The sequence below is a fragment of the Burkholderia pseudomultivorans genome (assembly GCF_902499075.1).
GTDB lineage: Bacteria > Pseudomonadota > Gammaproteobacteria > Burkholderiales > Burkholderiaceae > Burkholderia > Burkholderia pseudomultivorans.
In genome coordinates, this window is sequence record NZ_CABVPP010000053.1 from 26,190 (window position 1) to 51,759 (window position 25,570).

Sequence of the window (25,570 nt, forward strand, 5' to 3'; positions counted from 1 at the left end):
GCTTACGCTTCTTCCGGTGCGACGGCCTGCTTCTGCGCGAGCCGGTTTTCGAGGTAGTGGATGCTGGTGCCGCCTTCGACGAACTTCGAGTCGATCATCAGCTCGCGGTGCAGCGGGATGTTGGTCTGGATCCCTTCGACGACCATTTCCGACAGCGCGATGCGCATCCGGCGGATCGCCTGGTCGCGGGTCGCGCCGTAGGTGATCAGCTTGCCGATCATCGAATCATAGTTCGGCGGCACGAAATAGCCATTGTAGGCATGCGAGTCGACGCGCACGCCGGGGCCGCCCGGCGTATGCCACGACGTGATCCGGCCCGGCGACGGCGTGAACTTGAACGGATCTTCCGCGTTGATCCGGCACTCGATCGCGTGGCCGCGGAACTGGATGTCGCGCTGGCGCAGCGTGAGCTTTTCGCCGGCCGCGATGCGGATCTGTTCCTGCACGATGTCGACGCCGGTGATCATTTCCGAGACCGGGTGCTCGACCTGCACGCGCGTGTTCATCTCGATGAAGTAGAACTCGCCGTTTTCGTACAGGAATTCGAACGTGCCCGCGCCGAGGTAGCCCATCTTCTTGCACGCGTCCGCGCAGCGGTCGCCGATGCGGTCGATCAGGCGGCGCGGAATGCCGGGCGCCGGCGCTTCCTCGATCACCTTCTGGTGGCGGCGCTGCATCGAGCAGTCGCGCTCGCCGAGCCAGATCGCGTTCTTGTACGCGTCGGACAGCACCTGGATCTCGATGTGGCGCGGGTTCTCGAGGAACTTCTCCATGTACACCTGCGGGTTGCCGAACGCACGGCCGGCTTCCTCGCGGGTCATGTTGACCGCGTTCACGAGCGCGGCTTCGGTGTGCACGACGCGCATCCCGCGGCCGCCGCCGCCGCCGGCGGCCTTGATGATGACCGGATAGCCGATCGCGCGCGCAATCTTCACGATCTCCTTCGGATCGTCCGGCAACGCGCCTTCCGAACCCGGCACGCACGGCACGCCGGTCTTGATCATCGTCTGCTTCGCGGTGACCTTGTCGCCCATCAGGCGGATCGTTTCCGGGCGCGGGCCGATGAACGTGAAGCCCGATTGCTCGACGCGCTCGGCGAAATCGGCGTTCTCCGACAGGAAGCCGTAGCCGGGGTGGATCGCCTCGGCATCGGTGACTTCCGCAGCGCTGATCAGCGCCGGCATGTTCAGGTAGCTCAGGTTCGACGGGGCCGGGCCGATGCAGACGGCTTCGTCCGCGAGGCGCACGTACTTGGCTTCCTTGTCGGCTTCCGAGTAGACGACCACCGTCTTGACGCCGAGCTCGCGGCACGCGCGCTGGATGCGCAGCGCGATTTCACCGCGGTTGGCAATGAGGATTTTTTCAAACATAGCGAATATTCGTCTCTTCGAGGGGCGCGCGAACGGCGCCTTGAGAGCATCGGCGGCGCGCGGCCGGCGTGGCCGCGCGGCGGGCTTAGCCGATCACGAAAAGCGGCTGGCCGTATTCGACGGCCTGGCCGTTCTCGGCGAGGATTTCCTTGATCACGCCGGCCTTGTCCGACTCGATCTCGTTGAGCAGCTTCATCGCTTCGATGATGCAGAGGGTCTGGCCTTCCTTGACCGTGTCGCCGACCTGGACGAACGGGTCCGCGCCCGGCGACGGCGCGCGATAGAACGTGCCGACCATCGGCGACGTCACGACGTGGCCCTGCGGTGCGGCGGCGGCCGCCGGTGCGGCAGCGCCTGCGGCCGGCGCGGCTGCGCTTTCGGCCGGCTGCGGCGCCGCCTGCGCGACGTTGACCTGCGGGGCATACCCGCCCGTCGGCTGCACGTAGACCGGCGGTGCGTTCTTGACGATGCGCACCTTGCCTTCGCCTTCCGTCACTTCCAGCTCGGAGATGCCGGATTCGGAGACGAGGTCGATCAGAGTTTTCAGCTTACGAAGATCCATCGGGAATTCCCCTTTCAATACGTGAAAGCGCCGGTTGGGACCGGCGCTGAATCTAGACTCGCGGAATCAGCCGCGCGGCGCGCCTTGCAGCTTGTCCAGCGCGTATTCGAGCGCGTACAGATAACCTTTCCAGCCGAGTCCGCAGATCACGCCTTCGGCCTGGTCGGAAAAGTAGGAGTGGTGCCTGAACGCTTCGCGGCGATGCACGTTCGACAGATGCACCTCGACGAACGGGATGCCGACGCCGGCGAGCGCATCCCGGATCGCGACGCTGGTATGCGTATACGCGGCGGGATTGATCAGGATGAAATCGGTCTGTTCCTCCCGCGCGGCCTGGATGCGGTCGACGAGCGCGCCTTCGTGGTTGCTCTGGAACGACGCCAGTTCGACGCCGGCTTCCTGCGCCCGAGCGGCCAGCGCCTGATCGATCTGCGCCAGCGTGACGCGGCCGTACACCTCCGGTTCCCGGGTGCCGAGAAGGTTCAGGTTGGGGCCGTGCAGCACCAGCAATCGTGTCATGGTCGCTTCTAATTCTGCGGAATTGCGCGCACTTTAGCGCTAATTAGAGAAATTTGTCTAGTTTTGCCGAACGTGTGCACGAACCGGACCTGCAAGAATTACCGGCATGGATTCAAAGTATCGGCGAATTCACGCGAAATTGCGGCGATCGATCCGTAAATCGCCGCCAACGTGCACATCGTCGTTCAGCCAGCTCACAAGGCGTCGAGGGTCTTTTTCAGCTCGGCCGGTTGGATTTGTCCCAATTTTGTCTCGCGAATCTTGCCCGTTTCGTCGATCACGACGGTAAAAGGCAGTGCGCCGGCCGTATTTCCGAAATTACGGGCCAGATCGGCACCCGCATAACCGCTGACGAAGACCGGATAGTCGACCTTCACCTTCTGCAGGAAGTTCTTCACGTTCTGCTCGGAATCGACGCCGATCCCGACGAAACGGATCCCTTTCTGCTTGTACTGGTGCGACAGCGTGACCAGCTCGGGCATCTCCTCGACGCACGGGCCGCACCACGACGCCCAGAAATTGACGACGACCTTCTGGCCCTTGAAGGCGGCCAGCGTGGCCGGCTTGCCGTCGATGCCGGTCAGCGACGCGGTCCACAGCCGGTCGACCGGGCTGCCCTGCGTGGCGGGCGCCGCGACGGCGACGCCGTCGTCGCTGCCGCGGAACCAGTGGCCGGCGGAGATCCCGCCGGCGACGGCGGCGGCCGCGACCACCGCGAGCGCCAACATGCGTTTCATCATCATCGTTGAATCATTCCGGTTCGGAAGGGGCGTTGGCCGCGTCGACCAGCGCACGCAACGCGGCGGCGTCCGCGCGGGCGACGCGGCCGCGCGCGTCGGCCTTGACCGCGCCGCGCAGATCGTCGCTCGCATACAGCGCCACGTGGATGCCGATCGCGTCCATGTCGCGGCGCGGGCGCCACAGGAAGCTCAGCGTCTCGACGTCGCCGCGGCCCGCGAAGTGCCGCGTCTCCGAGACGTCGTACTGGACGTTCTGGTTCAGCAGGTAGATCGCGACGTCCTTCGGGTTGTCGGTAAAAGTCTGCAAATGAATGTCCGAATGCGCGTTCGCAGTGCCGTTCAGCACGGCGCCCGTCACATACGGATTGAATTCGGCGAGCCGGCGCATCCAGTCGAGCGCGATTTCGCGCAGGTCGCGCAGCTCGTCCGGCTGCGTATCGCTCTGGAACAGCGCCAGGTATTCGCGCAGTTCTTCCTCGATCAGATCGTTATCGGGCAGCCATTCGCCGGCAACGCGCGAATCGCCGAGCAACTGGCGCGCGGCCTTGCGCTTCGCGGCGGCGTAGTCCAGCCCGTCCTCCGCGATCAGGCGTGCGGCGGACTGGGCGATTTCCTCGCGGACGCGCCGCGGATCGACAAGGGGTTTGCGAGACATGATCCGGCAATCATACTCGATCGCTGCGGCGCCCGAATGCGCTGCGGCCACGCGTCGCCCGGCGCGCCGGCGGCGCTCGCGCGCAGTGTTCGGGCCGCCGGGCACGGCAGGCCGTCAGTTACAATGGCGTTCTTTGTGTCGCGGCGAACGTCGTGGGCCGGTGCCGGCCGCGCGGCCTGTCCGGCGCGGCGCAGACCATCCTTTCCGAATCGACGGCGCCCGGCGGCGCGAAAGCATTCATCTATGCACATCCACATTCTAGGCATCTGCGGCACCTTCATGGGCGGTCTCGCCGTACTCGCGCGCGAGGCGGGCCACACGGTGACGGGTTGCGACGCGGGCGTCTATCCGCCGATGAGCACGCAGCTCGAGGCGCAGGGCATCACGCTGATCGAGGGCTACGGCGCCGAGCAGATCGACCTGAAACCCGACCTGTTCGTGATCGGCAACGTCGTCACGCGCGGCAACCCGCTGATGGAAGCGATCCTCGATCGCGGCCTGCCGTACGTGTCGGGCCCGCAATGGCTCGGCGAGCACGTGCTGGCCGGCAAGTGGGTGCTGGCGGTCGCCGGCACGCACGGCAAGACGACCACCTCGTCGATGCTCGCATGGCTGCTGGAGGACGCCGGTCTGAATCCGGGTTTCCTGATCGGCGGCGTGCCGCTGAATTTCGGCATATCGGCGCGGCTCACCGATTCGAGCTTCTTCGTGATCGAGGCCGACGAGTACGACACCGCGTTCTTCGACAAGCGCTCGAAGTTCGTGCACTACCGGCCGCGCACCGCGGTGCTGAACAACCTCGAATTCGATCACGCCGACATCTTCCCCGATCTCGCTGCGATCGAGACGCAATTCCACCACCTCGTGCGCACCGTGCCGGGCGTCGGGCGGATCGTCACGAACGGCCGCGCGGACGCGCTCGAGCGCGTGCTGGCACGCGGCTGCTGGAGCGAGGTCGAGCGTTTCGGCGTCGACGGCGGCTGGCAAGCGCTGCCGGCCGAGGACGGCGTGCCGGTCGACGAGCGCTTCGCGGTGTATGCGCAGGCCGAGCGTGTCGGCGAGGTCGTCTGGCAGGTGCAGGGCGAGCACAACCGGATGAACGCGCTCGCGGCGATCGCGGCCGCGCGTCACGTCGGCGTGCCGCCCGCGCAGGCCGCCGCGTCGCTCGCGGCGTTCCGCAACGTGAAGCGGCGCATGGAAGTGCGCGGCAGCGTCGACGGCGTGACCGTCTACGACGACTTCGCGCACCATCCGACCGCGATCGAAACCACGATCGCCGGCCTTCGTGCGCGTATCGGTCGTCAAAACACCCGCATTCTCGCCGTGCTCGAGCCGCGTTCGAACACGATGAAGCTCGGCGTGATGAAGTCGCAGCTGCCGGCGAGCCTCGCCGACGCCGATCTCGTGTTCGGCTACGGTGCGCCGTCGGGGCGCGACGCGCTCGGCTGGAATCTCGGCGACGCGCTCGCGCCGCTCGGCGACAAGGCGCAGGCGTTCGACGACCTGCACCTGCTGGTGAAGGCCGTCGTCGAAGCCGCGCGCCCGGGCGACCAGGTGCTCGTGATGAGCAACGGCGGCTTCGGCGGCGTGCACCAGAAGCTGCTCGACGCGCTCGGGAGCCGCGCGTGATCCTCTATCTGCACGGTTTCCGGTCGTCGCCGGCGTCGCAGAAGTCGCAACTGCTCGCCGCGCGCATGGCCGCGCTCGGCCGCGCGGACGAATGGCGCTGTCCGTCGCTGTCGGTGTCGCCGCTCGAGGCGGTTGCGCTGGCCGAGGCGCAGGTCGCGGGCGCGCAGGACGTGACGGTGATCGGCAGCTCGCTCGGCGGCTACTACGCGACCTGGCTCGCGGAAAAGCATGGCTGGAAGGCCGTGCTGCTGAATCCGGCGATCGTCCCGCAGCGCGATCTCGAGCAGTATCTCGGCGAACAGCCGCTGTACCACGGCGGCGGCTCGATCGTCGTCGAGCGCCGCCACCTGCACGAACTCGACGCGCTGCGCGTGCCGGCGATCACGCGCGCCGAACGCTACTATCTGTTCGCGGCGACCGGCGACGAAGTGCTCGACTATCGCGAGATGCTCGCCCATTACCCCGGCGCGAAAACGCGCGTGATCGAAGGCAGCGATCACGGCATCAGCGAATTTGCCGACTATGTCGACGACGTTCTCGCATTCTGCGACGAAAAGACGACATGATCCGGCCACCGGCCGATCGAATTCCCATCATCATGCGGCGCCGCCGAAGCGGCGTCCGGCAGTCTGAACGAGAGTACTGAGTGAACGTTTTCTTCGAGGAATCGGGCAGTTTCAAGGCGGGCAGCGTGCTGTCGCGCCAGGGCGACGCGTTTCAGGTCGAGTTGCCCGGCGGGCGGCGCGCGAAGGTGCGCGCGAAGGACGTGCTGATCGAATTCGAGAAGCCGGCCGCGAGCGAGCTGATGCAGGAGGCCGATGCGGCCGCGCAGCAGATCGATCTGGATTTCCTGTGGGAATGCGCGCCGGCCGACGAATTCGCGTATACGGCGCTGGCCGAAGAGTATTTCGGCGCGACCTACGGCCCGGTCGAGCGCGCGGCGCTCGTGCTGCGGCTGCACGGCTCGCCGGTCTACTTCCGTCGCAAGGGGCGCGGCCAGTACCAGCGCGCGCCGGAAGAGCAGCTGAAGATGGCGCTCGCGTCGCTCGAGCGCAAGCGCCAGCAGGCGCTGGTGCAGGCGCAGTACGAGGAAGAGCTGAAGGCCGGCAAGCTGCCGGAGGCGTTCGCGGGCAAGGTGCTCGGCCTGCTGACGCGGCCGGACAAGAACGCGATCGAATACAAGGCGATGGAAGCGGCGGCCGGCGCGCGCGGCGTGTCGCCGGCGCGGCTGATGCTCGACTGCGGCGGCATCGAGTCGCCGCGCGCGCTGCACGAGGCGCGCTTTCTCGCCGAATTCTTCCCGCACGGCACCGGCTTTCCGCCCGTCAGCGTCGGCCCGCTGCCGGACGACCTGCCGCGCGCGGACGTCGAGGCGTTCTCGATCGACGACATCACGACCACCGAAATCGACGATGCGTTCTCGGTCGAGCACCTGTCCGACGGTCGCGTGCGGATCGGCGTGCACATCGCGGCGCCGGCGCTCGGCATCGTGCGCGGCGACGCGGTCGACGCGATCGCGCGCGCGCGCCTGTCGACCGTCTACATGCCGGGCGACAAGATCACGATGCTGCCGGACGACGTCGTCGACGTGTTCACGCTGAAGGAGGGCGACTATCGCCCGGCGCTGTCGCTGTACATCATCGTCAACCGCGACACGCAGGAGATCGTCGCGAACGAGACGCGCGCCGAGCTCGTGTACGTGAAGAACAACCTGCGCCACAACACGCTCGACGAACTCGTCACCGAGGAGACGCTCGCGGCCGGCACCGGCGACTATCCGCACAAGGACGACATCGCGGTGCTGTGGCCGCTCGCGCAGGCGCTGTTCGAAAAGCGCCAGCAGGCGCGCGCGGGCTACGGGCTCAAGCGCGAGGTGCAGCGCAACACCGACTACAACTTCTACGTCGAAGGCGAGCACGTGACGATCACGCCGCGCCGCCGCGGGTCGCCGCTCGACCTGATCGTGTCGGAGCTCGCGATCCTCGCGAACTCGACCTGGGGCGCGTTTCTGCACGATCACACGGTGCCCGGCATCTATCGTTCGCAGCGCGGTTTCGGCACGCCGGGCCCGAAGCGCACGCGGATGCAGACGACGGCCGCGCCGCACGAAGGCCTCGGCGTGCCGCAGTATGCGTGGAGCACGTCGCCGCTGCGCCGCTACGTCGATCTCGTGAACCAATGGCAGCTGCTCGCGTGCGTGCAGCACGGCGTCACCGCGAAGCTGGCCGCGCCGTTCAAGCCGAAGGATGCGGACCTGTACGCGGTCGTACAGGGCTTCGACGACACGTACTCCGCGTACGCCGACTATCAGCGCCGGATGGAGTACTTCTGGTGCCTGCGCTGGCTCGCGCAGGAGCAGAAGAAGCAGGTCGTCGCGAGCGTCGTGAAGGGCGATCTCGTGCGCCTCGAGGAGATTCCGCTGCTGCTGCACGTGCCGGGACTCGGCGTGCATGCGCGCGGCACGCGCGTGCTGCTCGACGTGATGTCGCTCGACGAGCTGACGATCGAGGCGTCGGTGCGGCTGCTGAACGTGCTCGATGCGCCGACCGTGACGAGCGGCGACGCGGCCGACGACGAAGAGGAAGCCGAAGGCGGCGACGACACGCTGATCGACGCACCGGACGATTCGGCGCAAGCCGAGGCCGAAGCGCTGGCCGAATCGGACGATGCGCCGGCAGGCGACGGCGGCGACGCCGCGAACGGCAACCCGCAGGAGCGCGCATCATGAGCACGGTCGCGTCGACGAGCGGCGCCGACCGCTACGTGGTATTCGGCAATCCGGTGGCGCACAGCAAGTCGCCGTTCATTCACGCGCAGTTCGCCGCGCAGACGGGCGAGTCGATCGAGTACACGCACCGGCTTGCGCCGCTCGACGGGTTCGAGGCGGCCGTGCGCGCGTTCGTCGCCGAAGGCGGGCGCGGCGCGAACGTGACGGTGCCGTTCAAGCTCGAAGCGCACGCGCTTGCCGACACGCTGTCGCCGCGCGCGGCGGCCGCGGGTGCGGTGAATACGCTGCGCATCGACGCCGACGGCCGCATTTACGGCGACAACACCGACGGCGTCGGTCTCGTGCGCGATATCGAGTCGAACCTCGGCGTGTCGCTCGCGGGCGCGCGCATCCTGTTGCTCGGCGCGGGCGGCGCCGCGCGCGGCGTGGTGCTGCCGATGCTCGATCGCGCGCCGCTGTCGATCACGATCGTGAACCGCACGGCGGAAAAGGCCGAGGCGCTGGTCAGCCAGTTCATGCAGGCCGCGCACGATGCGGGCTGCACGCTCGCGGGCGGCGGCCCGGGCGAAGTGCGTGCGGCGCCGTACGACGTGATCGTCAATGCGACGGCCGGCAGCCTCGACGCGGCGCTGCCGGAGTGCGACCCGGCCGCGTTCGGCGCGGGCACGCTCGCGTACGACATGATGTACGGCGCGCAGCCGACCGTGTTCATGCAGCACGCGGCCTCGCTCGGCGCGCGTACTGCCGACGGGCTCGGGATGCTGGTCGAGCAGGCGGCCGAATCGTTCCTCCTGTGGCGCGGCGTGCGGCCCGACGGCGCGCCCGTGCTCGCGGCGCTGCGCCAGGCGCTCGCGGCGAGTTGAGCGGAGCGCGGCAGTGGTGGCGGTCGGCGGTGCGGAGCGCACGCGCAGGGTCAGCCTGACGCGTTGGGTCGTCTATGCGGGCTCGGTGTTCGCGGGCGCATGGCTCGCGACACAGCTGTTCTATATCGCGCAGATCGCCCTGTGGTCGGTCGTGAACCCGGGTTCGACCGCGTTCATGCGCACCGACGCATGGTGGCTGTCGCGCGACAATCCGCCCGCGCGCATCCAGCATCAATGGGTGCCGTACGACCAGATCTCGCGCAACCTGAAGCGCGCGCTGATCGCGTCGGAAGATTCGACCTTCGCGACCAACAACGGCTACGACGTCGACGCGATCCTGCAGGCGTGGGAGAAGAACAAGGCGCGCGGACGGATCGTCGCGGGCGGCTCGACGATCACGCAGCAGCTCGCGCGCAACCTGTTCCTGTCGCGCGAGAAGAGCTACATCCGCAAGGGGCAGGAGCTGATCATCACGTGGATGCTCGAAGCGCTGCTCGACAAGGAACGGATCTTCGAGATCTACCTGAATTCCGTCGAATGGGGGCGCGGCGTGTACGGCGCCGAGGCCGCCGCGCGCTATTACTACAAGATTCCCGCGAGCCGGCTCGGCGCATGGCAGTCCGCACGTCTCGCGGTGATGCTGCCGAAGCCGCGCTGGTTCGACGCGCATCGCGGTTCGGCCTATCAGGCGCAGCGCGCGGCCGTCATCGCGCGCCGGATGGGCGCGGCCGCGCTGCCGCAGTCCGAATGAGCGGGCGGCGCGTCCGCGCCGCCGCATTGCCCGTTTCTCTGCCCGCGCGTCGTTGGTGCGCTGCAGCGCATTCGTGTCGCGCGCATATGGGGCCACATTCTTTAGACGAAATCGTCTATTTCGTTTTGCCAAGCAATATCGACGACCGTGCGATTTTCTTGACCGAAACCCGCTGAAAGCGCGGGATTTTTAGTTTCGGCGAATAAACATCGGCGTCTGCGAAAGCTATTTGAAATATGTTGTTTCGGCATTCGAAGCATTTCTGTAAGGTGTGCGCCGCACCGACGTCCGCGCAAATATTTCAAAATTTTTCAAAGCCGACGCGCTCCCGTATATTGGCCCTGCCTCGGCCTATCGGCCGTGACATCGAGGCGGGGGGCGGCTTATCGAGCCGCTCGACACGACAACATCCAAGAACAAGGAAAGCAACGATGCCGAAGCGCAAAGCGAAGCTGTTGTTGGGCGTGGTGTTTTCTTCGCTGATCCTGACGGCCTGCAACGACGACGTGACGTCGTCCGCGACGAGCGCCGACAACTCAGCGGATCCCGCCGCACAGGCGGACAAGCCGTACAACGATCCGAACAGTTATTCGTCGAGCGGGAGCGCGTCGCTCGATCCCGCCGCCGCGGTCGAGAAGGCCGCCGTCACCCATCACCAGATCACGCTGAACGGCCAGACGATCCGCTACACGGCCACGGCCGGTCACCTCGTCGCGCGCAATCCGCAGACGGGCGCGCCCGAGGCGTCGTTCTTCTACGTCGCGTATACGGCCGACAACCAACCCGCCGCGAAGCGGCCGGTCACGTTCCTGTACAACGGCGGCCCCGGCTCCGCATCGGTGTGGCTGCATCTCGGCTCGTTCGGCCCGAAGCGGATCCAGACCGGCGACCCGAACGCGGGCACCGCGACGTTCCCGTTCGTCGACAACGCGGAAAGCCTGCTCGACACGACCGATCTCGTGTTCGTCGATGCGATCGGCACCGGCTATTCCGAAGCGATCGCGCCGAACACCAATCAGACGTTCTGGGGCGTCGACCAGGATGCCGGCGCGTTCCGCGATTTCGTGGTGCGCTACCTGAGCGTGAACCAGCGCAACGACTCGCCGAAATACCTGTTCGGCGAATCGTACGGCACGCCGCGCACCGACGTGCTCGCGAACCTGCTCGAGACGGCCGGCGTGAAGCTCGCGGGCATCGTGCTGCAGTCGTCGATCCTCGACTACAACGTGAACTGCGACATGGCGAGCGACTATATCGGCAACTCGAACAACGGTTCGAGCCCGGTCAGCTGCGCGGGCTTCGTGCCGTCGTACGGTACCGTCGGCGCGTACTATCAGCTCGACAATCCGAATCCGCCGAGCCTGCCGCCGTATGCGGACCAGATGCGCCTGCTGACGGCCGGCAGCTACGTGCCGGCAGTGAACGCGTATCTGGCGAGCCATACGCCGCCGTCGCCGAGCCTCGTGACGACGATGACGAACGCAACCGGCGTGAAGGCGTCGCTGTGGAACGCCGACTTCAACGTGGTCCCGACCTTCTTCGACAACAGCTTCCAGCTGTCGTTGGTTCCCGGCACGCTGATCGGCCGCTACGACGCGCGCGTGAACGTGCCGCTGTCGAGCCCGCTCGCGGCGGACGGCGACCCGTCGAGCACCTACATCACGAAGCCGTTCACCGACACGATCGGCAGCTATCTGCCGAACCAGCTGAAGTACAGCGCGCAGTCGGCCTACTCGGTCAGCAGCAACGCGATCAACACCTGGGACTGGAGCCACGACGGTCTCGCGATGCCCGACACGATTCCTGATCTCGCCGCGGCGCTGACGCTGAATCCGTCGCTGAAGGTGCTGTCGCTGAACGGCTATCACGACATCGCGACGCCGTTCTACCAGACCGAGCTCGACCTCGCGCGGCTCGGCTCGCAGCCGAACCTGACGATCAAGGACTATCAGGGCGGACACATGGTCTATCTCGACGATACGTCGCGGCCGCAGGAGAAGGCGGACCTCGCGACCTTCTACAACACGGCCGCGCACTGATGCAGCGCTGCGCCGGCCACGGCGGCCTTCGGGCGACATGCGCCCGGCGGCGCCGCGGGCCGGCCGTCGACGACCTCATTCCAGACTGGAGCCTGACATGAACCAACGTTTCATCGTCGCTGCCGTCGCGCTCGCAGGCGCGGCCGCCGCCTTTTCCGCCTCCGCGTTTGCCCAGGCGAGCGACGCCGCCGCGCCGCAGCGTGCACGCCAGGCGCAGCTCGGCGATCCGTACGTGCCGCCGGCCGCACGCCGGCCGACCGCCGGCACGCAGACGACCGGCGCCGCGCTGCACGCGCAGGTGGTGCGCAAGCTCGCGCGGCAGTTCGGCGCGGCCGATACGCAGAACACCGGTTCGATCACCGAAGCGCAGGCGCGCGCGGCCGGCCTCGGCTATGTCGCGAACCACTTCCGGCAGATCGATGCGAGCGGCAGCGGCCGCGTGTCGTTCGCCGACGTACAGCGCTACATGCAGGCGCGCAGTACGAGCCAGCAGTAACGTCGGCGCGCGGCGCGCATGAACAAACGGGGGCGGAACCTGCGGCGAGCGCGGGTTCCGCCCCCGCGCGCATCGCGGGCCTGCCGCCGGCCCGCCGCGCCGCGCGTGCCGCCGATTTCGGCAGTTTTCTCATTATCTGGGCAACGCATTCAAATATTGGAGGCGAGTGCGTGCGCTCCTACAATCCGAAGCACATCGACAGCTTCGGACCCACGCATCGCGCGGCGCCCGACGCACACGGAGACACATTCCATGACGTTTGCCGGGCGCTTCCCTCGGTGCCTCGACCGCCGCGTTGCCGCGACGCCGGACCTTGGCCCGGCGCGCGCGAATGCGGCTTCACCGATTTCGCTGAAGAAGCCCGCACCATGACCAAGATGCCCGTATCCCTAGCCCTCGAAAGCCGGCGCGCGGCGCCGGCGGACGCGCCGCTCACCGACAGCATCGGCGCGACCAGCACGCCGCTCGATCTCGCGGCACAGCAGGCCGGCACGCAGACGCTGCTGCGCGGCCTCGCGATCCTCGAAGCGATCGCGAACGGCGCGCGCGACATGCGCGCGATCGGCGCCGCGCTCGGCACGACGCGCAGCACGACGCACCGTCTCGTCAGCAGCCTCGTGCAGGCGCGCTACCTGCGCCAGGTGCAGGGCGGCTATCTGCTCGGCCCGAAGCTGATCGAGCTCGGCACGATCGCGCTCGAGCAGATGCCGCTGACCGCGGTCGCGCGTCCGCATCTCGAAGCGCTCGCCGAAGCGACGCTCGACACGATCCATCTCGGCGTGCGCGACGGCGACGACGTGCTCTACATCGACAAGATCCCCGGCACGCGCGGCCTCGAGATGCGCTCGCGGGTCGGCCACCGGATGCCGCTCGCGTCGACCGGCATCGGCAAGGCGATGATGCTCGACCTCGATCCCGAGATGTGGCGCTCGCTGTTCGAGGCCGCGCGGCGTGCGCTGGCCGGCGTGAATTTCAAGCCGGACAACCGGCCCGATACGGGCGCGTTCCTGCAGCGCATGGCGCACTACGCGGCCGGCGGCTACACGTTCGATCTCGAGGAGAACGAAGCGTCGATCCGCTGCGTGGCGGCGCCGATCCGCGATGCGTCGGGCGCGGTCGTCGCGGCCGTGTCGGTCGCGAGCACGATTCCGTACATGCCGCACGACCGGATGGACGAACTGATTCCGCTCGTGCAGCGCGAAGCACGGGCCATTTCCGCGGAACTGGGCTGGAGCCCGCCGCAGGGTACCCGCAGGATCAAACGATGACGAACCCGACCCGGACCGTTCCGGATGCCGCCACCGCGACGCCGTCGCTGATCGCGCTCGACTGGGGCACGACGTCGCTGCGCGCGTACCTGTTCGACGCGCGCGGCACCTTGCTCGAGACGCGCAGCCGCGCGGCGGGCGTGATGCATGTGCCGGCCGGCGGCGCGCACGCGTTCGACGCGGTGTTCGAGGGCGCCTGCGGCGACTGGCTCGATCGCACCGGCCCCGTGCCGGTGCTCGCCGCCGGCATGGTCGGCAGCGCGCAGGGCTGGCGCGAGGCGCCGTATGTCGCGGTGCCGGCCGGCGCCGACGCGCTCGCCGCGGGCCTCGTCACCGTGACCACGTCGCGCGGCGCGACGGTCTCGATCGTGCCGGGCGTGATCGCGACGGGCGACCTGCCCGACGTGATGCGCGGCGAAGAAACGCAGATCTTCGGCGCACTCGCCGCCGATCCGATGCTTGATGCCGATCGTTCAGGGGTGCTGATCGGCTTGCCGGGCACGCATGCGAAATGGGCATGGGTGAAGGACGGGCTGATCGAGCGCTTCCAGACTTACATGACCGGCGAGCTGTTCGCCGCGCTGCGCGACCACACGATCCTCGGCCGCACGATGCGCACGCCCGCGTCGCCCGATCGCGCGGCGTTCGTGCGCGGCGTGTCGGTCGCGCGCGGCGCGCAGCGCGCCGGGCTGCTCGCGACGATCTTCAGCACGCGCACGCTCGGGCTGACCGACCGGCTCGCGCCCGATGCGCAGGGCGATTACCTGTCCGGGCTGCTGATCGGCCACGAGCTGAACGCGCTTGCGGCGATGCTCGGCGAGCGCGGCGCGGCGCTCGCGAACCAGCCGCTGCTGCTGATCGGCGACGACGGCCTGTGCGCGCGCTACGTCGATGCGCTGCAGGTGTTCGGCTGCACGCATGCGCGCGTCGTCGCGCACGCGACCGAACGCGGGCTGTGGCGGATCGCGTCGCGCGCCGGGCTCGTGCGCGCGGAGGACGGCACGCCCGTCCATGCGAATCAATGAACCGAACCGATTGCGGAGGAATCCTGTCATGCCGTCCGAACTTACGCTGCCCGCGCCCTATACGCCGCACGCCGCGCTGACGCGCGCGTTCGACGCGTGTCCGCTGATCGCGATCCTGCGCGGGATCACGCCGGCCGAAGCGGCCGAGCACGGCCTCGCACTCTACGAAGCCGGCTTCCGGATCGTCGAGGTGCCGCTCAATTCGCCGGCGCCGTTCGACAGCATCGCCGCACTGCGCCGCGCGCTGCCCGACGATGCGATCGTCGGCGCGGGCACCGTGCTGCGCGCCGAATACGTCGACCGCGTGCAGGATGCCGGCGGCGCGCTGATCGTGATGCCGCACAGCGACGCGGCCGTGATCCGGCGCGCGCGCGAGCGCGGCCTGGCGAGCGCGCCGGGCGTCGCGACGCCGACCGAAGCGTTCGCGGCGCTCGCGAACGGCGCCGACGTATTGAAGATGTTCCCGGCCGAGCAGCTCGGCGTGCCGGTCGTGAAGGCGTGGCGCGCGGTGATCGACCGCGCGGTGCCGCTGATTCCGGTCGGCGGGATCGCGCCCGACAACATGCAGCCGTTCCTCGCGGCCGGCGCGAACGGGTTCGGGCTCGGTTCGGCGCTGTACCGGCCCGGCCAGCCGGCCGACGCGACCGCGAATAACGCGCGCGCGTTCCAGGCCGGCCTGCGTGCGGCGCGCGGCGGAGCCGCATGATGGGCCGTCTCGCGGGCAAGGTCGCGATGGTGACGGGCGCGGGCCGCGGCATCGGCGCTGCGATCGCCGGCGCGTTTGTTCGCGAGGGCGCGGCCGTCGCGCTCGTCGATCTCGATCTCGCGCAGGCGCAGCAGACCGCCGCCGCGATCGCGCGCGACGTCGACGGTGCGCGCGCGCTGGCGCTGCACGCGGACGTTGCGCAGCAGGCGTCGGTGCGCGATGCGCTCGTGCAGGCGGAAGCGGCGCTCGGCCCGCTCGACGTGCTGGTGAACAACGCGGGCATCAACGTGTTTGCGGATCCGCTGACGATGACCGACGACGACTGGCGCCGCTGCTTCGCGGTCGACCTCGACGGCGTGTGGCACGGCTGCCGCGCGGCGCTGCCGGGGATGGTCGAGCGCGGCCGCGGCAGCATCGTGAACATCGCGTCGACGCACGCGTTCCGGATCATCCCGGGCTGCTTTCCGTATCCGGTCGCGAAGCATGGCGTGCTGGGCCTCACGCGCGCGCTCGGCATCGAATACGCGGCGCGCAACGTGCGCGTGAATGCGATCGCGCCGGGCTATATCGAGACGCAACTGACGCGCGACTGGTGGGACGCGCAGCCCGATCCGGCCGCCGCGCGCGCCGAGACGCTCGCGCTGCAGCCGATGAAGCGGATCGGCCGGCCCGAAGAAGTTGCGATGACGGCGGTGTTTCTCGCGTCCGACGAGGCGCCGTTCATCAATGCCGCGTGCATCACCGTCGATGGCGGGCGCGCGGCGCTGTACCACGACTGACACGACGATTAGACAGACCGCAGCTGCGACGGCCGCGCGCACGCTGCGTCGAAACCAACAAGCGGTCGCATCCTGTTCGATGAAGACAAGGAGACACTGGAGATGAAACGCAGAACGTTCGTCACGCTGGCCGCTGCGGCCGCGGTGCTGATGGGAAGCCCGGTTGTGCACGCGGCGGACCCGGTCAAGATCGGCTTCCTGGTGAAGCAGCCCGAGGAGCCGTGGTTCCAGGACGAGTGGAAGTTCGCCGAGATCGCCGCGAAGCAGAAGGGCTTCACGCTCGTGAAGATCGGTGCGCCGTCCGGCGAGAAGGTCATGAGCGCGATCGACAACCTGGCCGCGCAGAAGGCGCAGGGCTTCATCATCTGCACGCCCGACGTGAAGCTCGGGCCGGGCATCGTCGCGAAGGCGAAGTCGCACAACCTGAAGATGATGACGGTCGACGACCGCCTCGTCGACGGCGCGGGCAAGCCGATCGAGTCGGTGCCGCACATGGGGATCTCCGCGTACAACATCGGCAAGCAGGTCGGCGACGGCATCGCGGCCGAGATCAAGAAGCGCGGCTGGGACATGAAGGACGTCGGCGCGATCGACATCACGTACGAGCAATTGCCGACCGCGCACGACCGCACCACCGGCGCGACCGACGCGCTGGTCGCCGCCGGCTTTCCGAAGGCGAACGTGATCGCGGCGCCGCAGGCGAAGACCGACACCGAGAACGCGTTCAACGCCGCCAACATCGCGCTCACCAAGAACCCGCAGTTCAAGCACTGGGTTGCCTACGGCCTGAACGACGAGGCGGTGCTCGGCGCGGTGCGCGCGGCCGAAGGGCGCGGCTTCAAGGCCGACAACATGATCGGCATCGGCATCGGCGGCTCCGACTCGGCGCTCAACGAGTTCAAGAAGCCGCAGCCGACCGGCTTCTACGGCACCGTGATCATCAGCCCGAAGCGCCACGGCGAGGAAACCTCGGACCTGATGTACGCGTGGATCACGCAGGGCAAGGCACCGCCGCCGCTGACGCTGACCACCGGCATGCTCGCGACGCGCGACAACGTGACGAAGGTGCGCGACGAGATGGGGCTTGCCTCGAAGTAAGCGGCCCGCGCGGCTGCCGCAGCGATGCGGCAGCCGGCGGTCGATCGATTCGACAGTGGAGAAGCAACGTGTCAGCGGCACTGCGGTTTGACAATATCGGCAAGGTCTTTCCCGGCGTGCGCGCACTCGACGGCATCTCGTTCGACGTGCGGGCGGGCGAGGTGCATGGCCTGATGGGCGAGAACGGCGCGGGCAAGTCGACGCTGCTGAAGATTCTCGGTGGCGAATATCAGCCCGATGCGGGCAGCGTGCTGATCGACGGCCAGCCCGTGCATTTCGCGAATGCGGCCGCGTCGATCGCGGCCGGCATCGCGGTGATTCATCAGGAACTGCAGTACGTGCCCGACCTGACGGTCGCGGAGAACCTGCTGCTCGGCCGCCTGCCGAATGCGTTCGGCTGGGTGAGGAAGGGCGACGCGAAGCGTTTCGTGCGCGAGCGGCTCGCCGCGATGGGCGTCGATCTCGACCCCGATGCGCGGCTCGGGCGGCTGTCGATCGCGCAGCGGCAGATGGTCGAGATCTGCAAGGCGCTGATGCGCAACGCGCGCGTGATCGCGCTCGACGAGCCGACGAGTTCGCTGTCGCATCGCGAGACCGAGGTGTTGTTCAAGCTCGTCGACGACTTGCGCGCGCAGGGCCGCGCGCTGATCTACATCTCGCACCGGATGGACGAGATCTACCGGCTGTGCGACGCGTGCACGATCTTTCGCGACGGGCGCAAGATCGCGTCGCACGAATCGCTGAACGACGTGCCGCGCGACCGGCTCGTCGCCGAGATGGTCGGGCGCGAGATCTCGGATATCTATCATTACGCGCCGCGCGCGCTCGGCGACGTGCGCTTCGCCGCGGAAGGGATCGACGGCGCCGCGCTGCGCGAGCCCGCGAGCTTCTCGGTGCGCGCCGGCGAGATCGTCGGCTTCTTCGGGCTGGTCGGCGCGGGCCGCAGCGAACTGATGCGGCTCGTGTACGGCGCGGACCGCCGGCGCGCGGGCGTGCTGACGCTCGACGGCAAGCGCATCGACGTGAAGCGCACCGGCGACGCGATCCGCCACGGCATCGTGCTGTGCCCGGAGGACCGCAAGGAGGAAGGGATCATCGCGATCGCATCGGTCGCGGAGAACATCAACATCAGCTGCCGCCGCCATTCGCTGCGCGCGGGGCTGTTCATCGACCGCAAGACCGAGAACGACACGGCCGACCGCTTCATCCAGCGGCTGAAGATCAAGACGCCGAACCGGCGCCAGAAGATTCGCTTCCTGTCGGGCGGCAACCAGCAGAAGGCGATCCTGTCGCGCTGGCTCGCGGAGCCCGACCTGAAGGTCGTGATCCTCGACGAGCCGACGCGCGGCATCGACGTCGGCGCGAAACACGAAATCTACGACGTGATCTACCGGCTCGCGGAGCGCGGCTGCGCGATCGTGATGGTGTCGTCGGAGCTGCCGGAAGTGCTCGGCGTGTCCGACCGCATCGTCGTGATGCGCGAGCGCCGCATCGCGGGCGAGCTGACGCGCGCGCAGGCGAACGAGCACGCGGTGCTGAGCCTCGCGTTGCCGCAGGCGAGCGCAGTGCAGGCGGCGTGACGCCGCCGGGAACCGGATACGAATCGATAGCGCGCGGCGCGGGCCGCGCGATGCAGGAGCAGGAGACACAATCATGCAAGTCAACGAAAACCTCTCCAGCGCGGCCGTGAAGCCTTCGGCCGATGCGCTGGTGCCGCAGGGCGATCGGCAGAAGTGGTGGCAGCACCTCACCGAATACAGCCTGATCGCGATCTTCGCGGTGATGTTCATCACGATGTCGCTGACGGTCGATCACTTCTTCTCGATCGACAACATGCTCGGCCTCGCGCTGTCGATCTCGCAGATCGGCATGGTCGCGTGCACGATGATGTTCTGCCTTGCGTCGCGCGACTTCGACCTGTCGATCGGCTCGACCGTCGCGTTCTCCGGCGTGCTGTGCGCGATGGTGCTGAACGCGACCGACAACACCTTCGTCGCGATCGTCGCGGCGGTCGCGGCCGGCGCCGCGATCGGCTTCGTGAACGGCGCGGTGATCGCGTACCTGCGCATCAACGCGCTGATCACGACGCTCGCGACGATGGAGATCGTGCGCGGGCTCGGCTTCATCGTGTCGAAGGGGCAGGCGGTCGGCGTGTCGTCGGATACGTTCATCGCGCTCGGCGGCCTCACGATGTTCGGCGTGTCGCTGCCGATCTGGGTCACGTTGCTGTGCTTCATCGGCTTCGGCGTGCTGCTGAACCAGACCGTATACGGCCGCAACACGCTCGCGATCGGCGGCAATCCGGAAGCGTCGCGGCTCGCGGGGATCAACGTCGAACGCACGCGCGTCTACATCTTCCTGATCCAGGGCGCGGTGACCGCGCTCGCGGGCGTGATCCTCGCGTCGCGCATCACGTCGGGCCAGCCGAATGCCGCGCAGGGCTTCGAGCTGAACGTGATTTCCGCGTGCGTGCTCGGCGGCGTGTCGCTGATGGGCGGCCGCGCGACGATCTCGGGCGTCGTGATCGGCGTGCTGATCATGGGCACCGTCGAGAACGTGATGAACCTGCTGAACATCGACGCGTTCTACCAGTACCTCGTGCGCGGCGCGATCCTGCTCGCGGCGGTGCTGCTCGACCAGCTGAAGAACCGCGGCGTACGCGACTGAGCCGATTCCACGGAGACGACCCGCATGAACATCGACCCTTCCGCGCCGGACCTCGACGCCGCGCGCTATGCGCGCTATCCGAGCCTCGAGGATCGCGCGGTGCTGATCACGGGCGGCGCCACCGGCATCGGCGCGTCGTTCGTCGAGCATTTCGCGGCCCAGGGCGCGCGCGTCGCGTTCGTCGACCTCGACGCGGCGGCGGGCGCGGCGCTGGCCGAACGTCTCGCGCACGCGCGCCACGCGCCGCTGTTCATCGCGTGCGACCTGACCGACATCGACGCGCTGCGCCATGCGATCGACGCGATCCGCGCACGGATCGGCGCGATCGCGGTGCTCGTCAACAATGCGGCGAACGACGCGCGCCACGCGATCGGCGACGTGACGCCCGCATCGTTCGACGCGGGCATCGCGGTCAACCTGCGCCACCAGTTCTTCGCCGCGCAGGCCGTGATCGACGACATGAAGCAGCTCGGCGGCGGCGCGATCGTCAATCTCGGCTCGATCAGCTGGATGCTGAAGAACGGCGGCTATCCCGTCTACGTGATGGCGAAGGCGGCCGTGCAGGGCCTCACGCGCGGGCTCGCGCGCGACCTCGGCCCGTTCGGGATCCGCGTGAATTCGCTGGTGCCCGGCTGGGTGATGACCGACAAGCAGCGCCGGCTGTGGCTCGACGACGCCGGCCGCGCGGCGATCAAGGCCGGCCAGTGCCTCGACGCCGAGCTGCTGCCGGCCGATCTCGCGCGCATGGCGCTGTTCCTCGCGGCCGACGACAGCCGGATGATCACCGCGCAGGACGTGATCGTCGACGGCGGCTGGGCCTGATTCGCCGCCCGCACCGACCCGTATCGTTTCTTCGACGAAGCAAAGGAGTTCATCATGACCGCCACGTCCGCGCGCGCATCGTCGTCCACCAGCCAGTCGCGCCGTGCGCGGCTGGCGGCCGCCGCCCAGCCGGTCAGCCCGGGCCCGCAGACCGCCGCGTTCGCGCAGGGCGTCGGCGCCGCGCAGGCGGCGGCCGTCACGCTGTCGAACGCGGCGCTGCGGCTCGACGTGCTGCCGCATCTCGGCGGCGGCATCGCGCGCTTCGACTGGCGGCGCGACGACGGCGCGCTGATACCGGTGTTCCGCCGCTGCGCGCACCCGGAAACGGCGGCGGACCCGAACGAGCTCGCGTGCTATCCGCTGCTGCCGTACTCGAACCGGATCGGCGGCGCGCGCTTCGAATGCGACGGGCGCAGCGTCGCGGTGCCGCGCAATCGCCGCGACGAGCCGCTGCCGATTCACGGCGACGGCTGGCTGGCGGCGTGGCAGCTCGACGATGCGACCGACACGACGCTGCAGTTGTCGCTCGATCGCGCGAGCGGCGCGCCGTACGCGTATCGCGCGATCCAGTCGTTCGAACTCGACGATACGACGCTGTCGATCGCGCTGACGATCGAGAACGCGGGCCGCGCGCGCCTGCCGTTCGGGCTCGGCGTGCATCCGTTCCTGGTGCGCGACGACGCGACCGAGCTGGCCGCGGCGGCGGGCGGCCTGTGGCTGTCGGGCGCGGACTTCCTGCCGGTGCGGCACGTGAGCGTGCCGCCGGCCTGGCAGTTCGGCGTTGCGTATCCGCTGCCGGCGACGCTCGTCAATCACGCGTTTACCGGCTGGGGCGGCCACGCGACGGTGAGCTGGCCGCGTCGCGGGCTTGCGCTGACGATCTCGGCCGACGCCGACGCGTACGTGCTGTATACGCCGCCCGGCGAGGATTTCTTCTGTTTCGAGCCGGTCGATCATCCGATCAATGCGGTGAACCTGCCGGGCGGCGCGGCCGCGCACGGGATGACGCTGCTCGCGCCGGGCGAACGGCTGACGCGGCGCTTCGCGTTCACCGTCGGGCGCGCCGATCCGCGCAACGGCGCCGCCGCGCGCGAGGGGCGCCGGCGACGCGGGTAAAATACGCGGTCTACCAACGGTTTGCCGCGAGTATCCGCCATGTCTTCCCCGCTTACTTTCATCGAATCGCTGCGCGCCGCGTGGCAACGCACGAATTCGCTGCTGTGCGTCGGCCTCGATCCCGAGCCGACGCGCTTTCCCGTGCAGTTCGACGGCCAGCCCGATGCGATCTTCGAATTCTGCCGGCAGATCGTCGACGCGACCGCGCCTTATGCGAGCGCGTTCAAGCCGCAGATCGCCTATTTCGCCGCGCATCGCGCGGAAGACCAGCTCGAACGGCTGATCGCGCACATCCACCTGCAGCATCCGGGCCTGCCGGTCATCCTCGACGCGAAGCGCGGCGACATCGGCAGCACCGCCGAGCAATATGCGCGCGAGGCGTTCGAGCGCTATCGCGCGGACGCGGTCACGGTGAACCCGTACATGGGCTACGACTCGGTCGAGCCGTATTTCGAGCACGAAGGCAAGGGCGTGATCGTGCTGTGCCGCACCTCGAACCCGGGCGGCTCCGACCTGCAGTTCCTCGAGACGAACGCAGCCGGCCATCCGGGCCGGCCGCTGTACCAGGTCGTCGCGGATCTCGCGGCGAACAAGTGGAACGCGAAGAACGGCCAGCTCGGCCTCGTGGTCGGCGCGACGTTCCCGAAGGAGATCGAGATCGTGCGCGGCATCGTCGGCGACATGCCGCTGCTGATCCCCGGCATCGGCGCGCAGGGCGGCGACGTGCAGGCGACCGTCGGCGCGGGCCGCACGACCGACGGCACCGGGATGATGATCAACTCGTCGCGCGCGATCCTGTACGCGAGCAAGGGCGAGGACTTCGCCGAAGCCGCGGCGCTCGCCGCGCAGAAGACCCGCGACGCGATCAACGCGCATCGCTGATCGGGGCAGGGCCGTCCGCCGGGGCGGCCTTGCTGGTGTCCCCGGCTGGTGTCTCGTCTCGACGCCAGCGGGCGCATCTCGGCGCGCCCAACCGCGCCGCTCTTTCCTTCCGCCGAATTCCGCCGCGCTGGCGCGCGCGGACAATTTCCCGTCGCTTCCGCACCGCATGCCCGCGCGGCAATCGCGCGATGCTGCCGCTTGTCATCGATCCGTCATCAAAATGTCAAGAAAGGAGCGACGCCATGCCCAAGCTGTTTCCCCGACTTCTGACCGCGTTCGCCGCGTCGCTGTGCATGACGGTCGCCCACGCGGCGGATCTCGCGCACTGGCCGGCCGACAGCGCGAAGGCGCTGAACGCGATGATCGCCGCGCACGCGCATCGCGGCGACTACGCGGTGTTCGACGCCGACAACACGACCTACCGCTACGACCTCGAGGAATCGCTGCTGCCGTATCTCGAGAACCGCGGCGTGCTGACGCGCGACACGCTCGATGCATCGCTGAAGCTGATTCCGTTCAAGGACTCGGCCGACTACAAGGAATCGCTGACGAGCTATTACTACCGGCTCTGCGAGATCGACGACCTGGTCTGCTATCCGTGGATCGCGCAGGCGTTCGCGGGGCTGTCGCTCGCGGACCTGAAGCGTCACATCGACGCGATGCTCGCCGACGGCAAGCCGATTCCGATCCGCTACTGGCAGGGCGACAAGGTCGTCGACGGCGCGGTGAACCCGCCGCGCTTCTTCCGCGGGATGCAGGAGCTGTACAACGCGCTGCGCGAGAACGGCATCGACGTCTACGTGATGACGGCCGCGCACGAGGAACTCGCGCGGCTCGTGCTGTCCGACCCGAAGTACGGCTACAACGTGAAGCCGGAGCACGTGATCGGCGTGACGACGCTGCTGCGCAATCCGGCGACCGGTGCGCTGACGACGTCGCGGCTGCAGATCAAGGCCGGCAAGTACGACGAGGCCGCGAACCGCAGCCTGGTGATCACGCCGTTCCTGATGAATCCGATGACGTGGTACGAAGGCAAGCTCGGCTCGATCGTCGGCTGGATCGACCAGTGGAAGAAGCCGGTGCTGGTCGCGGGCGACACGCCGACATCCGACGGCTACATGCTGCTGAACGCGACCGACGTCGCGCGCGGCGGCGTGCGCGTGTGGGTGAACAAGAAGGACAAGCAGATGGCGCAGATCCGCGCGTGGTCGGACGAATCGGCGGCGCAGCAGAAGTCGCTCGGGCTGCCGGTGACGGCCGACAAGAACTGGATCGTCGTGAAGCCCGACGCGATTCAGTAGGCCGGCATCCCGTGCGTCAGCCCTCGCGTTCGTCGAGCAGCTTCAGCAGGCCGCGCAGCGCATGCGCGGCCGCCTGCGTGCGGATCTGCTCGCGATCGCCCTTGAACACGAGCGTCTCGACGTCGGTATGTAGCCGGTTGCTCCACGCGAACGACACGGTGCCGACCGGCTTTTTCTCGCTGCCGCCCGCGGGGCCCGCGATGCCGGTGACCGACAGCGCGACCTGCGCGCGGCTGTTGCGCAGCGCGCCTTCGGCCATTGCGCGCGCGACCGGCTCGCTGACCGCGCCGTGCTTTTCGATCAGGTCGGGCGGCACGCCGATCATTTCGCTCTTGGCCTGGTTCGAGTACGTGACGAAGCCGCGCTCGAACCACTGGCTGCTGCCGGAGATATCGGTGATCGCGGCGGCGATCATCCCGCCCGTGCAGGATTCGGCGGTGGCGAGCATCAGGTGCTCGTCACGCAGCTGGTTGCCTGCGCGGATCGCAAGCTGGTGGACGACGGAATCGGTTGGCATGCGCGTCGGGAAACGAAAGTGGGAAATCGGTCGGGTCAGCCGACGACCGAGCGCCACAGCGCGATCACGAGCAGCGTCATGAACGCGGCGACGAGGTCGTCGACCATGATGCCGAGCCCGCCTTTCAGTCGACGGTCGACATAGCGGATCGGCGGCGGCTTGAGCATGTCGAAGCAGCGGAACACGACGAACGCCCACAGCTGGCCGACGAAGGTCGCGGGCGTGACGAACAGCATCACGAGCCAGATCGCGACGATTTCGTCCCAGACGACCGGGCCGGGATCGGCGGTGCCCATCCTGCGTGCGGTGAAACCGGTGAGCCACGTGCCGGCGACGAAGCCGAGCGCGATCAGCGCCCACCATTCGGGCACCGTCAGATAGCGATTGAGCGCGACGAAGCTTAGCCAGCCGAGCAGCGAGCCGAAGGTGCCGGGCATCAGCGGCGCGAGCCCGCTGCCGAAGCCGAGCGACACGAGATGCGCCGGATGCGACAGCATGAAGCGCACGGTCGCGCGCTGCGGCGCGGGCTGCGCTGCGCCGGGCTCGTGCGCCTGCGCGGGCGTCGGGTCAGTCTGCATGGAAGTGGTCGAAGCCGTGCAACGTGAGGGCCAGGGGCGCGCCGGCAGCGTCGCGCCACGCGATCGCGGGCCGCTCCGACGGCGCGGACAACGCGCGTATTGTACCGATTCGCGTGACCGCGACGCCGGCCTGCGCGCCGGCCGCCTCGACCGCCGCGCGGGCCGCGGCCGGCGCGGTGAAGCACAGCTCGTAGTCGTCGCCGCCCGCGAGCGTGCAGCGCCGCTGCACGTCGGGCGGCAAGGTCGCGAGCGCGGCCGAGCGCGGCACCGCGTCGGCATCGATCTCGGCGCGCACGTTCGAGCGCGTCAGGATGTGCTGCAGGTCGCCGGCGAGGCCGTCCGAGATGTCGAGCGCCGCATGCGCGATGCCCGCGAGCGCGAGGCCGAGCGCGACGCGCGGCTCGGGGCGCTCGAGCGCCTGCCGGAACGCGGCCGCCTCGCGTGCGCCGGCGCGCCATT

General features: G+C 68.5%; 26 protein-coding genes. 18 read left to right on the plus strand and 8 right to left on the minus strand.

Features of this window, described 5'->3' with window-relative positions:
• Nucleotides 1-2: 2 nt before the first annotated feature.
• The 5 genes from accC to BST28156_RS26850 form a co-directional block, all read right to left on the minus strand.
• Entirely contained in the window at nucleotides 3-1,370 is a 1,368-nt protein-coding gene (gene accC / locus BST28156_RS26830; RefSeq protein ID WP_060244857.1) for an acetyl-CoA carboxylase biotin carboxylase subunit, read from the minus strand.
• Between the two features lie 85 nt (nucleotides 1,371-1,455).
• The gene (gene accB, locus BST28156_RS26835; RefSeq protein ID WP_174903793.1) at nucleotides 1,456-1,932 is read right to left on the minus strand and encodes an acetyl-CoA carboxylase biotin carboxyl carrier protein; all 477 of its coding nucleotides are present in this window, start codon (nucleotides 1,930-1,932) and stop codon (nucleotides 1,456-1,458) included.
• 66 nt (nucleotides 1,933-1,998) lie between these two features.
• Entirely contained in the window at nucleotides 1,999-2,451 is a 453-nt protein-coding gene (gene aroQ, locus BST28156_RS26840) for a type II 3-dehydroquinate dehydratase (RefSeq protein ID WP_060244860.1), read from the minus strand.
• 194 nt (nucleotides 2,452-2,645) lie between these two features.
• On the minus strand, nucleotides 2,646-3,194 hold the full coding sequence (locus BST28156_RS26845; protein ID WP_060244862.1) for a TlpA family protein disulfide reductase: 549 nt from the start codon (nucleotides 3,192-3,194) through the stop codon (nucleotides 2,646-2,648).
• A gap of 7 nt (nucleotides 3,195-3,201) precedes the next feature.
• Nucleotides 3,202-3,846, minus strand: coding sequence for a hypothetical protein (locus tag BST28156_RS26850; protein WP_060244864.1), 645 nt, complete (start codon nucleotides 3,844-3,846; stop codon nucleotides 3,202-3,204).
• A 243-nt stretch (nucleotides 3,847-4,089) separates the two neighbouring features.
• Between BST28156_RS26850 and mpl the strand changes: the two genes are divergently transcribed.
• The 18 genes from mpl to BST28156_RS26940 all read left to right on the plus strand — a co-directional run bounded on the left by mpl (nucleotide 4,090) and on the right by BST28156_RS26940 (nucleotide 24,016).
• On the plus strand, nucleotides 4,090-5,475 hold the full coding sequence (gene mpl, locus BST28156_RS26855) for a UDP-N-acetylmuramate:L-alanyl-gamma-D-glutamyl-meso-diaminopimelate ligase (protein ID WP_060244866.1): 1,386 nt from the start codon (nucleotides 4,090-4,092) through the stop codon (nucleotides 5,473-5,475).
• Nucleotides 5,472-6,041, plus strand: coding sequence for a YqiA/YcfP family alpha/beta fold hydrolase (locus BST28156_RS26860; RefSeq protein ID WP_060244868.1), 570 nt, complete (start codon nucleotides 5,472-5,474; stop codon nucleotides 6,039-6,041). The genes mpl and BST28156_RS26860 overlap by 4 nt, the downstream gene beginning before the upstream one ends.
• A gap of 80 nt (nucleotides 6,042-6,121) precedes the next feature.
• The gene (locus BST28156_RS26865; RefSeq protein ID WP_174903794.1) at nucleotides 6,122-8,203 is read left to right on the plus strand and encodes a ribonuclease catalytic domain-containing protein; all 2,082 of its coding nucleotides are present in this window, start codon (nucleotides 6,122-6,124) and stop codon (nucleotides 8,201-8,203) included.
• Nucleotides 8,200-9,066, plus strand: coding sequence for a shikimate dehydrogenase (gene aroE / locus BST28156_RS26870; protein WP_060244872.1), 867 nt, complete (start codon nucleotides 8,200-8,202; stop codon nucleotides 9,064-9,066). Before BST28156_RS26865 ends, aroE begins: the two co-directional genes overlap by 4 nt.
• Before the next feature lie 13 nt (nucleotides 9,067-9,079).
• Complete coding sequence (gene mtgA, locus BST28156_RS26875) at nucleotides 9,080-9,817, plus strand: monofunctional biosynthetic peptidoglycan transglycosylase (RefSeq protein ID WP_060244875.1); 738 nt, start codon at nucleotides 9,080-9,082, stop codon at nucleotides 9,815-9,817.
• 431 nt (nucleotides 9,818-10,248) lie between these two features.
• Complete coding sequence (locus BST28156_RS26880; RefSeq protein WP_174903795.1) at nucleotides 10,249-11,856, plus strand: S10 family peptidase; 1,608 nt, start codon at nucleotides 10,249-10,251, stop codon at nucleotides 11,854-11,856.
• Nucleotides 11,857-11,953: 97 nt separating this feature from the next.
• Entirely contained in the window at nucleotides 11,954-12,352 is a 399-nt protein-coding gene (locus tag BST28156_RS26885) for an EF-hand domain-containing protein (RefSeq protein ID WP_174903796.1), read from the plus strand.
• A gap of 368 nt (nucleotides 12,353-12,720) precedes the next feature.
• A complete protein-coding gene (locus tag BST28156_RS26890) occupies nucleotides 12,721-13,620 on the plus strand; it encodes an IclR family transcriptional regulator (RefSeq protein WP_060244880.1) in 900 nt (299 codons plus the stop codon).
• Complete coding sequence (locus BST28156_RS26895) at nucleotides 13,617-14,645, plus strand: 2-dehydro-3-deoxygalactonokinase (protein WP_174903797.1); 1,029 nt, start codon at nucleotides 13,617-13,619, stop codon at nucleotides 14,643-14,645. Before BST28156_RS26890 ends, BST28156_RS26895 begins: the two co-directional genes overlap by 4 nt.
• Nucleotides 14,646-14,673: 28 nt before the next feature.
• Nucleotides 14,674-15,351: a 2-dehydro-3-deoxy-6-phosphogalactonate aldolase gene (locus BST28156_RS26900; protein WP_060244884.1), complete on the plus strand. Its 678-nt coding sequence runs from the start codon at nucleotides 14,674-14,676 to the stop codon at nucleotides 15,349-15,351.
• Nucleotides 15,351-16,130, plus strand: a complete 780-nt coding sequence (locus BST28156_RS26905; protein ID WP_174903803.1) for an SDR family oxidoreductase — start codon at nucleotides 15,351-15,353, stop codon at nucleotides 16,128-16,130. Before BST28156_RS26900 ends, BST28156_RS26905 begins: the two co-directional genes overlap by 1 nt.
• A 102-nt stretch (nucleotides 16,131-16,232) precedes the next feature.
• On the plus strand, nucleotides 16,233-17,228 hold the full coding sequence (locus BST28156_RS26910) for an arabinose ABC transporter substrate-binding protein (RefSeq protein WP_174903798.1): 996 nt from the start codon (nucleotides 16,233-16,235) through the stop codon (nucleotides 17,226-17,228).
• Between the two features lie 68 nt (nucleotides 17,229-17,296).
• Nucleotides 17,297-18,808, plus strand: a complete 1,512-nt coding sequence (gene araG / locus BST28156_RS26915; protein WP_174903799.1) for an L-arabinose ABC transporter ATP-binding protein AraG — start codon at nucleotides 17,297-17,299, stop codon at nucleotides 18,806-18,808.
• A 73-nt stretch (nucleotides 18,809-18,881) separates the two neighbouring features.
• Nucleotides 18,882-19,895: an L-arabinose ABC transporter permease AraH gene (gene araH / locus BST28156_RS26920; protein WP_040126622.1), complete on the plus strand. Its 1,014-nt coding sequence runs from the start codon at nucleotides 18,882-18,884 to the stop codon at nucleotides 19,893-19,895.
• A gap of 24 nt (nucleotides 19,896-19,919) precedes the next feature.
• Nucleotides 19,920-20,717, plus strand: coding sequence for an SDR family NAD(P)-dependent oxidoreductase (locus tag BST28156_RS26925; protein WP_060244892.1), 798 nt, complete (start codon nucleotides 19,920-19,922; stop codon nucleotides 20,715-20,717).
• Nucleotides 20,718-20,771: 54 nt separating this feature from the next.
• Nucleotides 20,772-21,833: an aldose 1-epimerase gene (locus BST28156_RS26930; RefSeq protein ID WP_174903800.1), complete on the plus strand. Its 1,062-nt coding sequence runs from the start codon at nucleotides 20,772-20,774 to the stop codon at nucleotides 21,831-21,833.
• A 39-nt stretch (nucleotides 21,834-21,872) separates the two neighbouring features.
• Nucleotides 21,873-22,715: an orotidine-5'-phosphate decarboxylase gene (pyrF, locus tag BST28156_RS26935; RefSeq protein WP_060244896.1), complete on the plus strand. Its 843-nt coding sequence runs from the start codon at nucleotides 21,873-21,875 to the stop codon at nucleotides 22,713-22,715.
• Nucleotides 22,716-22,957: 242 nt separating this feature from the next.
• On the plus strand, nucleotides 22,958-24,016 hold the full coding sequence (locus tag BST28156_RS26940; RefSeq protein WP_174903801.1) for an HAD family hydrolase: 1,059 nt from the start codon (nucleotides 22,958-22,960) through the stop codon (nucleotides 24,014-24,016).
• A 16-nt stretch (nucleotides 24,017-24,032) separates the two neighbouring features.
• On the opposite strand, the gene BST28156_RS26945 is transcribed toward BST28156_RS26940, so the two are convergent.
• The 3 genes from BST28156_RS26945 to BST28156_RS26955 all read right to left on the minus strand — a co-directional run.
• Nucleotides 24,033-24,533 (minus strand): CinA family protein, encoded by a 501-nt coding sequence (locus tag BST28156_RS26945; RefSeq protein ID WP_060244900.1) that lies wholly within the window; start codon nucleotides 24,531-24,533, stop codon nucleotides 24,033-24,035.
• A gap of 35 nt (nucleotides 24,534-24,568) precedes the next feature.
• Nucleotides 24,569-25,111 (minus strand): phosphatidylglycerophosphatase A family protein, encoded by a 543-nt coding sequence (locus BST28156_RS26950; RefSeq protein WP_174903802.1) that lies wholly within the window; start codon nucleotides 25,109-25,111, stop codon nucleotides 24,569-24,571.
• Nucleotides 25,101-25,570: AIR synthase-related protein (locus BST28156_RS26955; RefSeq protein ID WP_254596428.1), on the minus strand; the 470-nt coding region annotated here is incomplete at its 5' end. The genes BST28156_RS26950 and BST28156_RS26955, both read right to left, overlap by 11 nt.

Bases quoted from the DNA above. Each gene is read 5' to 3' on its own strand.
- BST28156_RS26930 (WP_174903800.1), top strand. From the start codon at position 20,772: ATGACCGCCACGTCCGCGCGCGCATCGTCGTCCACCAGCCAGTCGCGC.
- BST28156_RS26925 (WP_060244892.1), top strand. From the start codon at position 19,920: ATGAACATCGACCCTTCCGCGCCGGACCTCGACGCCGCGCGCTATGCG.
- BST28156_RS26845 (WP_060244862.1), bottom strand. From the start codon at position 3,194: ATGATGATGAAACGCATGTTGGCGCTCGCGGTGGTCGCGGCCGCCGCC.
- accB (WP_174903793.1), bottom strand. From the start codon at position 1,932: ATGGATCTTCGTAAGCTGAAAACTCTGATCGACCTCGTCTCCGAATCC.
- BST28156_RS26950 (WP_174903802.1), bottom strand. From the start codon at position 25,111: ATGCAGACTGACCCGACGCCCGCGCAGGCGCACGAGCCCGGCGCAGCG.
- BST28156_RS26895 (WP_174903797.1), top strand. From the start codon at position 13,617: ATGACGAACCCGACCCGGACCGTTCCGGATGCCGCCACCGCGACGCCG.
- BST28156_RS26905 (WP_174903803.1), top strand. From the start codon at position 15,351: ATGGGCCGTCTCGCGGGCAAGGTCGCGATGGTGACGGGCGCGGGCCGC.
- BST28156_RS26945 (WP_060244900.1), bottom strand. From the start codon at position 24,533: ATGCCAACCGATTCCGTCGTCCACCAGCTTGCGATCCGCGCAGGCAAC.
- BST28156_RS26885 (WP_174903796.1), top strand. From the start codon at position 11,954: ATGAACCAACGTTTCATCGTCGCTGCCGTCGCGCTCGCAGGCGCGGCC.
- BST28156_RS26890 (WP_060244880.1), top strand. From the start codon at position 12,721: ATGACCAAGATGCCCGTATCCCTAGCCCTCGAAAGCCGGCGCGCGGCG.
- aroE (WP_060244872.1), top strand. From the start codon at position 8,200: ATGAGCACGGTCGCGTCGACGAGCGGCGCCGACCGCTACGTGGTATTC.
- aroQ (WP_060244860.1), bottom strand. From the start codon at position 2,451: ATGACACGATTGCTGGTGCTGCACGGCCCCAACCTGAACCTTCTCGGC.
- BST28156_RS26900 (WP_060244884.1), top strand. From the start codon at position 14,674: ATGCCGTCCGAACTTACGCTGCCCGCGCCCTATACGCCGCACGCCGCG.
- pyrF (WP_060244896.1), top strand. From the start codon at position 21,873: ATGTCTTCCCCGCTTACTTTCATCGAATCGCTGCGCGCCGCGTGGCAA.
- BST28156_RS26880 (WP_174903795.1), top strand. From the start codon at position 10,249: ATGCCGAAGCGCAAAGCGAAGCTGTTGTTGGGCGTGGTGTTTTCTTCG.
- BST28156_RS26910 (WP_174903798.1), top strand. From the start codon at position 16,233: ATGAAACGCAGAACGTTCGTCACGCTGGCCGCTGCGGCCGCGGTGCTG.
- araH (WP_040126622.1), top strand. From the start codon at position 18,882: ATGCAAGTCAACGAAAACCTCTCCAGCGCGGCCGTGAAGCCTTCGGCC.
- BST28156_RS26850 (WP_060244864.1), bottom strand. From the start codon at position 3,846: ATGTCTCGCAAACCCCTTGTCGATCCGCGGCGCGTCCGCGAGGAAATC.
- mpl (WP_060244866.1), top strand. From the start codon at position 4,090: ATGCACATCCACATTCTAGGCATCTGCGGCACCTTCATGGGCGGTCTC.
- BST28156_RS26940 (WP_174903801.1), top strand. From the start codon at position 22,958: ATGCCCAAGCTGTTTCCCCGACTTCTGACCGCGTTCGCCGCGTCGCTG.
- accC (WP_060244857.1), bottom strand. From the start codon at position 1,370: ATGTTTGAAAAAATCCTCATTGCCAACCGCGGTGAAATCGCGCTGCGC.